At 75.3% G+C, this 7,769-nt stretch carries 3 protein-coding genes and 1 pseudogene; 2 read left to right on the top strand and 2 right to left on the bottom strand.

Annotation, left to right across the window (positions count from 1 at the left end; translation table 11 throughout):
* Nucleotides 1-49: 49 nt before the first annotated feature.
* The gene (locus ACIWVC_RS24050) at nt 50-1,174 is read right to left on the bottom strand and encodes a DUF3068 domain-containing protein (RefSeq protein WP_396454602.1); all 1,125 of its coding nucleotides are present in this window, start codon (nt 1,172-1,174) and stop codon (nt 50-52) included.
* Nucleotides 1,175-1,497: 323 nt separating this feature from the next.
* Between ACIWVC_RS24050 and ACIWVC_RS24045 the strand changes: the two genes are divergently transcribed.
* Nucleotides 1,498-2,211 (top strand): class I SAM-dependent methyltransferase, encoded by a 714-nt coding sequence (locus ACIWVC_RS24045; RefSeq protein ID WP_396449820.1) that lies wholly within the window; start codon nt 1,498-1,500, stop codon nt 2,209-2,211.
* A complete protein-coding gene (locus ACIWVC_RS24040; RefSeq protein WP_396449800.1) occupies nt 2,208-3,440 on the top strand; it encodes an acyltransferase family protein in 1,233 nt (410 codons plus the stop codon). Before ACIWVC_RS24045 ends, ACIWVC_RS24040 begins: the two co-directional genes overlap by 4 nt.
* A gap of 2,194 nt (nt 3,441-5,634) precedes the next feature.
* Here ACIWVC_RS24040 and ACIWVC_RS24035 read toward each other — a convergent pair.
* Nucleotides 5,635-7,749 (bottom strand): annotated as a pseudogene (locus tag ACIWVC_RS24035) (alpha-(1->3)-arabinofuranosyltransferase family protein); the annotation flags it as partial.
* Between the last annotated feature and the right edge of the window lie 20 nt (nt 7,750-7,769).

Raw genomic sequence — 7,769 nt, 5'->3', positions numbered from 1 at the left:
CATGCCGGAACGGCCCGCGCCGGGGGGCGCGGGCCGTGGGGCGGGCGGGTCAGCGGCGTCTGGAGGGGCCGGCGGCCTTGCGCCGCTGGCGCTGGCTGCCCGGTGCCGGGCGGCGGGCCGGCGGCGCCGGGTCCGGGGCCGGAGCCGGGGCGGCGGGCGGGCGCGGGGGCCGCGGCGGGCCGGGCGGGGTCATGTCGCCGAACTTGCCGTCGGGGCGGCGGGGCGCCTCGATCGGCGGCGGCTCGCGCCGCGCCAGGCCGAGGAAGCCGCCGACGAACAGGAGGATGAGGCCGAGGAGGACCGAGCCGGCCGGGATGTAGCTGCGCACCAGGTCGATCTGCAGCGCGGTCTTGTTCGCCAGGTCGACCAGGGCCTTCTGGTCCTTGTCGACCGTGATCAGGTCGGCCTGGGCGACGATCATCCGCCCCTTGCCGTCCGCCGTCTGGACGGTGCTGCGGATGTTGTCGCGGTGCTTCACCGGGATGCCGGTGCGCGGGTCGACCCAGACCGTGTTGTACGCCTCGGTGTAGCGGTCGACCTTCTGGTTCCCGGCGTCCTCCGGCAGCCCCAGCATCTTCGCGGGCAGCTTGGTGTCGAGCGCGGCCGTCTTCGTCAGCGGGATCGTCTGGGTGAACCGGTAGGTCGTGAGCCCGTGGACCTTCTCGACGGCGCCGAACTGCATCGGCGCCGACTGCTTGGTCGTCATGTCGAAGAACGGGTAGTCGCGCTTGTGGACGTTCGCGATCGGGAACAGCAGCCCGTAGCCGGACATCCGGACGGTGTTGTCGCCGTCGACGTTGACGCCGCAGCAGTTGACCAGCCGCCCCGTCCGGCGGTCGAAGGCGATGCGGAAGCCCTGGATCTGGATGGGCTTGTCCGGTTGGGCCTCGTCGTAGATGTTGGTCGTGGAGTCCCAGACCGCGATGTCGTCGTCGCCCTCGTTGGCGCGGACATCGCCGCGGACGGTGTTCTTGGCCAGCAGCGTGACGCCGGTCTTCGTCTTCAGGTCCGCCTGGTCGAAGTACGTGGAGTCCTTCGACTGCAGCAGCGTCACCTGGTAGCGGTTCAGCGGCGCGACGACCACCTGGTCGGCCACGTAGAAGCGGACCAGCGGCGCGAGCGCGAGGAAGAAGGCACCGAGGCCGATCAGGACCAGGCCGACCGGTCGCCGCATGAACACCTCCGGGACTGCCGTCGTCATCGTCAACGGCCAAGAGGCCGGGTCCGGCATGTCCGAGTTACCCTACAGGACCCCTGATACCGCGCGTCCAATAAGAGTAGGCATTCGACCCCGCGGACGTCACTCTCGCCCCGGGATGGCCGCACGGACCGGCGGAGTGGCTGCCCTGCCCCCGTACCGGCCGGTAAGCTCCGCGTTACCCCGGTGCCCCGACACAGGCGAGGTGATCATTGACCGCGGCGGCACACGATCAGCCTGCGGCGCACACGCGGGCCGCGCACGGCGGGCTCCCGCCCGTCCCGCGGCACTGCGCGACGCTGGCGCGGTCGGTGCGGCTGCTGACCGCGTTCCGCCGGGAGCGCAGCGATCCGGAGTACTTCTACGACGTGATGGCGCGGGACACCGTCGCGCAGCTCGGGTCGTACACGGACCTGCGGGGCGCGACCGTCATCGACGTGGGGACGGGCTTCGGGTTCTTCGCGCGGGCGCTGGCCGCCGCCGGCGCGCGCTGCACCGGGATCGACCACGACCTCGGGGAGCTGACCGCGCACGGCGGCCGCGAGGCGAACCGGCTCGTCGCGAGCGCGCTGGCCCTGCCGTTCCGGACGGGGTCCGCCGACGTGTGCTTCTCGTCCAACGTGCTGGAGCACGTCCCCGACCCGTGGCGCATGGGCGAGGAGATGGTGCGGGTGACGAGGCCGGGCGGGACGGTCTTCCTGTCGTTCACCAACTGGCTGTCCCCGTGGGGCGGGCACGAGACCTCGCCGTGGCACTACCTGGGCGGCGACCGGGCCGCCCGCTGGTACGAGCGCCGGACCGGGCGGCCGCCGAAGAACCGGTTCGGCCGCAACCTGCACCCGGTGTCGGTGTCGGCGGCGCTGGCGTGGGCGCGGCGGCGCGACGACGTGCGGGTCCTGGACGCGCTGCCCCGCTACCACCCGCGCTGGGCGGAGGGCGTCGTCCGCGTCCCGGGGCTGCGCGAGATCGCGACCTGGAACCTGCTCCTCGTCCTGCGGAAGAGGGACCGGTGAGGACCGCGGCGCGGCCGGCGCCGCCGCCGATCTCCGGGCGCCAGGACACGATCGACGGGCTGCGCGCCGTGGCCGCGCTCGCCGTACTCGTCTTCCACGTCGCGGGCGCGGCCGGGTCCACCACCAACCCGAACGGGCCGCGGTGGCTGTTCAACGGCGGCCAGATCGGCGTGCCGATCTTCTTCGCGCTGTCCGGGCTGCTGCTCTACCGGCCGTGGGCCGCGGCGGCGCTGGACGGCAGGGCGGCCCCGCGCACGGCCGCGTACCTGCGCAAGCGGGTGCTGCGCATCATGCCCGCCTACTGGGCGGTGATCGCGGTCTTCATGGCCACGGCGGGACGCGACCACATCGGCGACCCGGTCACGTGGGCGTCGCTGCTCACCCTCACGCAGACCTACCTGCCCGATCCGTGGTGGAACGGGCCCCTGGGCCCGGCGGAGCTCGGGCAGTTCTGGAGCCTCGTCGTCGAGGTCGCCTGGTATGCGACGCTCCCGTTCACCGCGGCGGTCCTCGCCTGGTACGCGCGCCGCACGCGCAGCCACGACGTCGGCGCCCGGGCCAGGCGGCTCCTGATCGGCATCGGCGTCTACGCGTCGCTGTCGTTCCCCTGGACGGCCGCCATGTTCGTCCCCGAACGGCACGGCGAGATGGGGCTGTGGCTGCCGCGGTACTTCGTCTGGTTCGCGACCGGGATGGCGCTCGCGGTGGTGACGGTGTGGGCGCGGCTGGACGAGCGGCGCCCGGTCGCGGCGCTGTGCCGGGCCGTGTCGGACTCGTGGGCGGCGTGCTGGGTCGCGGCGGCGATGCTGTACGTGGTGGCGGCGACGCCGGCGGCGGGCCCGCTCAGCCTGCAGACGCCGGACACGTTCTGGACGTCCGTGCTGCACCTGGTCGTGTTCGGGCTGTCCGCGGCTGCGCTGGTCGCGCCGGTCGCGCTGGCGCCCGCCGGGCAGCCCGCGCTCGGCGCGATCCTCGGCAACCGGGTGATGCGGTTCCTCGGCCGGATCTCCTACGGCGTGTTCGCCTGGCAGCTGCTGATCATCGTTTCCTGGTACGACGCGACGGACCGGGGTTTCCGGGGGGACGTCGCGACGGATCTGCCGCTGCTGGGGGCGGCGTCCATCGCAGCGGGGACCCTGAGCTACTACCTGGTGGAGTGGCCGGTCCAGCGGCTGGCCCGGCGCCGGGACCGGGCCCGCCCGGCCCCTGCCCGGGTGCCGTCCAGCTGAGCGGGATCCGCCCGCCGGAGTCGCCGCCGCCGCGCGGCTTCGGCCGCCACAGCTCGACCGCGACGCGCCCGACGACGGCGAGCCCGAGCAGCTGCGGCGCGATGTCGCCGAGCGGGCCGGACGGGGCGGCCGGGTTGTCGAGCAGGTGGAGCCGCATCCCGGCGGCGATGCAGCCGGCGCCGGCGAGCATGGCGAGCCCGATCGGCCACGGGGAGGCGAGCGCGCGCAGGACGGCGGAGTCGCGGGTGCGGGCCCAGCCGCACAGGACCGCGACGCCGAGGGCGACCGCGGCGCCCGGCACCCCGGCGATCCAGCCGCCGAGCACGGCGGCGAGCCCGATCGCCGCCCACGCGGGCCAGCCGGTCCCGGCGACCCTGGCGCGCGGGTCGGGCCGCCGGCCGCGGGCGGGGCCGGGCCACAGCGCGGCGATCAGCAGGACGAGGAGCAGGTTGAGGCCGGCGACGACGGCGATCCGCTGAGCCTGGTCGGGCGTGTAGGTCAGCTCGACGACGCCGCTGGTGCCCTTGGGGACGAGCCAGCCCTGCTTCCACCCGTCCAGCCGGACGGCCCGCAGCTCGGTGCCGCCGGCGGTCGTCGCGTGCCAGCCGGTGTTGAAGTTCTCGTTCACGGTGAGGAACGAGGCGGCGGCGGCGTCGACCTCCAGCCTGCGGGAGCTGGAGCCCCAGCTGATGACCTTGACCTCCTGCGGCGGCGCGGCGGCGGCGTCGGGTCCGGGCCTGGTCCCGACCGTGACGGTGTCGATGCGGTAGCCGTCGAACGGCACCGACGCGAGGCGGTTCTGGCCCTTGGTGAGCACGGCCTGCTCGCAGGCGCTGAACCGGAGCGGCCGGCCGGCGAGGAGGTCGCCGAGCGTCCCGGTCGCCTTCGTCTGGATCGTCGTGCCCTGGCCACCGCCCGCCCGGCCGGCGCCGGCCCCGCCGGTCTGGGCGGCGGTCTGGCCGGCCTGGTCCGCGGGCGGGCCGACCTGCAGCTTGGGGCCGTATCCGCACGGGAGCTCCAGCGGGTAGGTGTGCACGTCCGGGAACGGCTTCACCCCGGGGATGGTCAGCTCCGCGAGCTGGACGGGCTGGGTCCGGCCGTCGCGGAAGAAGGTGATCGTCAGCCGGTCGGTGGACATCGGCGCGAACGAGAGCCTGCCCTTGCCGTCCGACAGGCCCTCGCGGATCTGGCCGTCCGCGCCCTCGACCCGCAGCCGGATCGGGCCCGCGGCGCCGGGCGGGCGGACGACCGTCAGCGCGGACACCCGCTCCCGGCCGTGCCACCGCACCGAGTAGGTCGGCTCCGCGTCCCGCTCCGCGGAGATCCAGGACGTCGCCGGGTCGCCGTCGAAGCCGGACCGCGGCTGGTCGGCGGGGTGCCCGGACAGGGTGGAGCTGGCGGTGACGACCGGCTGCCCGTGGACGGCCGTGTACCGATCGATGAGCCGCTGGTCGGCGAGGACCGCCGTCCCGGTGACGGGCGCCTTGCCGGTCACCGCCGAGGTGAACGTCCGGTCGAAGCCCGCGCCCTCCTCGTCGCCGGAGCCGAGGGACGGCGAGCACACCCACCGCGCGCCGCCCCTCATGCATTCGTCCGCCGCGCCCGGCGCCCGGCTCATCACGTAGGAGGCGGGCCGGTCGAGCCCGCGCGGCGCGGGCATCGTGTAGGTGCGGGTCGGCGTCACGCCGCCGATCGACACCTCCGCGATCGCCGCGGCGGCGAACGCCGGGACGATCGGCTCGGAGGCGAGCCGGGTGATGCGCAGCCGCAGCCAGCGGGTCGGGCCGTCGGGCGCGTCGAGCGGCTGCGGGTTCGCGCTCTGCCGGACGTCCTGCTCCAGGCTGCCGTTCTCGGTCTCGACGGCGACGCGGGCGACCGGCGGCCCGAGCGCGGTGTTCTGCACGAACGTGGCGGTCAGGTCCCGGACGTCGCGGGCGCGGTCGAAGTCGACGCGGAGCCACTGCCCGGCCGGCCCGTTCCAGCCGCCCGTCCGCCAGGCGGTCAGCCGGTCCCCGTCGAACGCGGCGTAGGGGGTGTCCCCGGGATCGCGGGACTGCGGGATCGCGTCGTCGCCGGCGGCCGACGTGGACGCCGTGACGTCGCGGACGCCGCCGCCGTAGGTCACGTGGGTGGTGTACCGCTTCCAGCCGGTGTCGAGGACGTCGGCGGCCTCACCGCTGCGCGCCGCGGACATCGTCGGGGAGGTCTGGTGCAGCTCGCCGAAGTCGCGCCGCAGCAGCCGGGGCGAGTCGGCCACGACCGGAGTGCCGCCGAGGTCGGGGGCGTCGTCGTCCAGCAGGACGGGACCGTCCGGCAGCGCGCCGTCGTCGGCCATGGCGAGCAGCGACTCCGGCCCGCCGTACACGCGGACGGGGTCGGCCGCGCCGGTCAGGGTCGCGACGCCGGCGGCGCCCTCGACCTCGTACACCTCCAGCGGCGGGTACCTCTGGTCGAAGTCGGTCACCGCGTCCTGGTTGCCGCCGCCGAGGGGCGGGCCGAACGAGGCGACCTTCCGCAGGCCGGGCGAGCCGTCCAGGGCCTGGTGGAGGCGGGCGGGCCAGGCGCCGCGCAGCGTCTCCCGCCGCAGGTCGTTGCGGACCAGCACGTACCGGACGCCCATCCGGCCGAGGAACGCGCTGAGCCCCGGCGACCCCTGCCCGGACCGCACCTGCAGGTCGATGGCGTCGAGCGCCCGCGTGTAGCCCGGCGACCCGGCGGGGACCAGCTGCCGGACGCCCCACCGGGCGGTCAGCAGCGGCTGGACGATGTCGTCCATCGGCCGGCCCCACAGGTACTCGCCGAACGCCGCGCCGGGGACGGCGAGCACGCCCTGCTGCCCGGCCCGCGCGTTGATCCACGAGGCGGCGTCCCGCCAGTACTTCGGCACCTCCTTGAAGTCGCCGGGCCCGGACAGGCCGTGCGAGACGGCGGTGAGGCCGACGCCGCCGAGCGCGACGGCGGCGGCGACCGGCAGGCTGAGCAGCGACCGCGGCGCCATGCCGAACGCCGGGCCGGTCCCGGCGGTCAGGCCGCGCACCCGCGCGTCGCGGGACCTGCGGTCCCGCAGGTGGCGGCCGGCCGCGGTGAGCAGGTGGGCGAGCCCGAACGCGAGCGGCAGCCGGACGACCGCGTCGAACTTGTGCAGGTTGCGCAGCGGCGCGAGCGGGCCGTCGAGCAGGTCGCGGAGCTCGGCGGCGAACGGGCCGGGGATGTCGCTGATGTGGCCCATGGACACGATCGCGAGCCCGGTCAGCAGGGTGAGCAGCAGGAACGTCCGCTCCGGCAGCAGCCGGGCGAGCAGCCCGGCGAGGCCGAGGGCGGCGACGGCGCCGGTGCAGACGATCGGCACCGGGCTGAGCGAGAGGCCGTGCCCGACCGGCCACCAGACCTGGCCGTCGACGATCAGGTAGTTGACCCAGCGCTCCGCGCCGCGCAGCACGTTGATCAGGCCGGTCGGCCCGGTGGTCGTCTCCGCCTTCTCGGTGTAGGTCAGCCAGGAGAACCCGTACGTGCCGGTGAGCAGCAGCGGCGCCAGCCACCACGCGGTCGCGGCGCCCACCGCCGCCGACCACCAGGCGAGCAGCCGGACGCGGAGCGACCCGCGCGGCCGCGTCACGATGTACAGGAACGGGACGACGAGGACGGCGACGGTCGCGGTCGCGTTGATGCCGCCGCAGCAGGCGACGGCGAGCCCGGACCGCGCCGCGGCCCGGAGCCGGCCGCACTCGCCGGACGCCGCGGCGACCAGCGGCAGGACGATCCACGGCAGCATCGCGACCGGCAGGTACTCCGAGGAGATCTGGCCGAGGGTGGCCAGCCCGTTCGGCGCGAGCGCGTACGCCGTCGCGGCGAACAGCCGGGTCCACTGCCCGTCCCGCCCCGTCCCGCCGATGCCGAGCCGCCCGGCCAGCCGCCAGGTGCCGGTGAAGGCGAGGCACATCAGCAGCGACAGCCAGAACCGCTGGGTGATCCACGCGGGCATGCCGAGCACGTCGCCGAGCGCGAAGAACGGCCCCATCGGGAACAGGTAGCCGACGGCCTGGTTCTGCAGCTGGCCGAACTGCTCGGGATCCCACAGGTGGAGGGCGCGGCCGAGGAACCCGAGCGGGTTCACCGCCATGTCGATCTTGGTGTCGGCGAGGATGGCGCCGGGCCGGGTGCCGAACGCGATCGCGGTCAGCGCGAGGCAGCACGCCAGCACGCGCAGCCGCTCCCGCAGCCGCGCGGCGGCGTCCCAGCCGTCCGGCCCGCCGGGGCCGGGCGGGCGGGACGCGCCGGCGCGGGGCGGATTCGCCTCTCCCACGGCCATGCTCGCCCTCTGCCCCTCTC

The sequence above is a fragment of the Actinomadura sp. genome (assembly GCF_044508335.1).
In the GTDB taxonomy this organism is placed as follows: domain Bacteria; phylum Actinomycetota; class Actinomycetes; order Streptosporangiales; family Streptosporangiaceae; genus Spirillospora.
This window is presented reverse-complemented; position numbering and strand designations above follow the sequence as displayed.

Excerpts from the sequence above, each read along its gene's own strand:
- ACIWVC_RS24050 (WP_396454602.1), bottom strand. The coding sequence starts at position 1,174 with ATGCGGCGACCGGTCGGCCTGGTCCTGATCGGCCTCGGTGCCTTCTTC.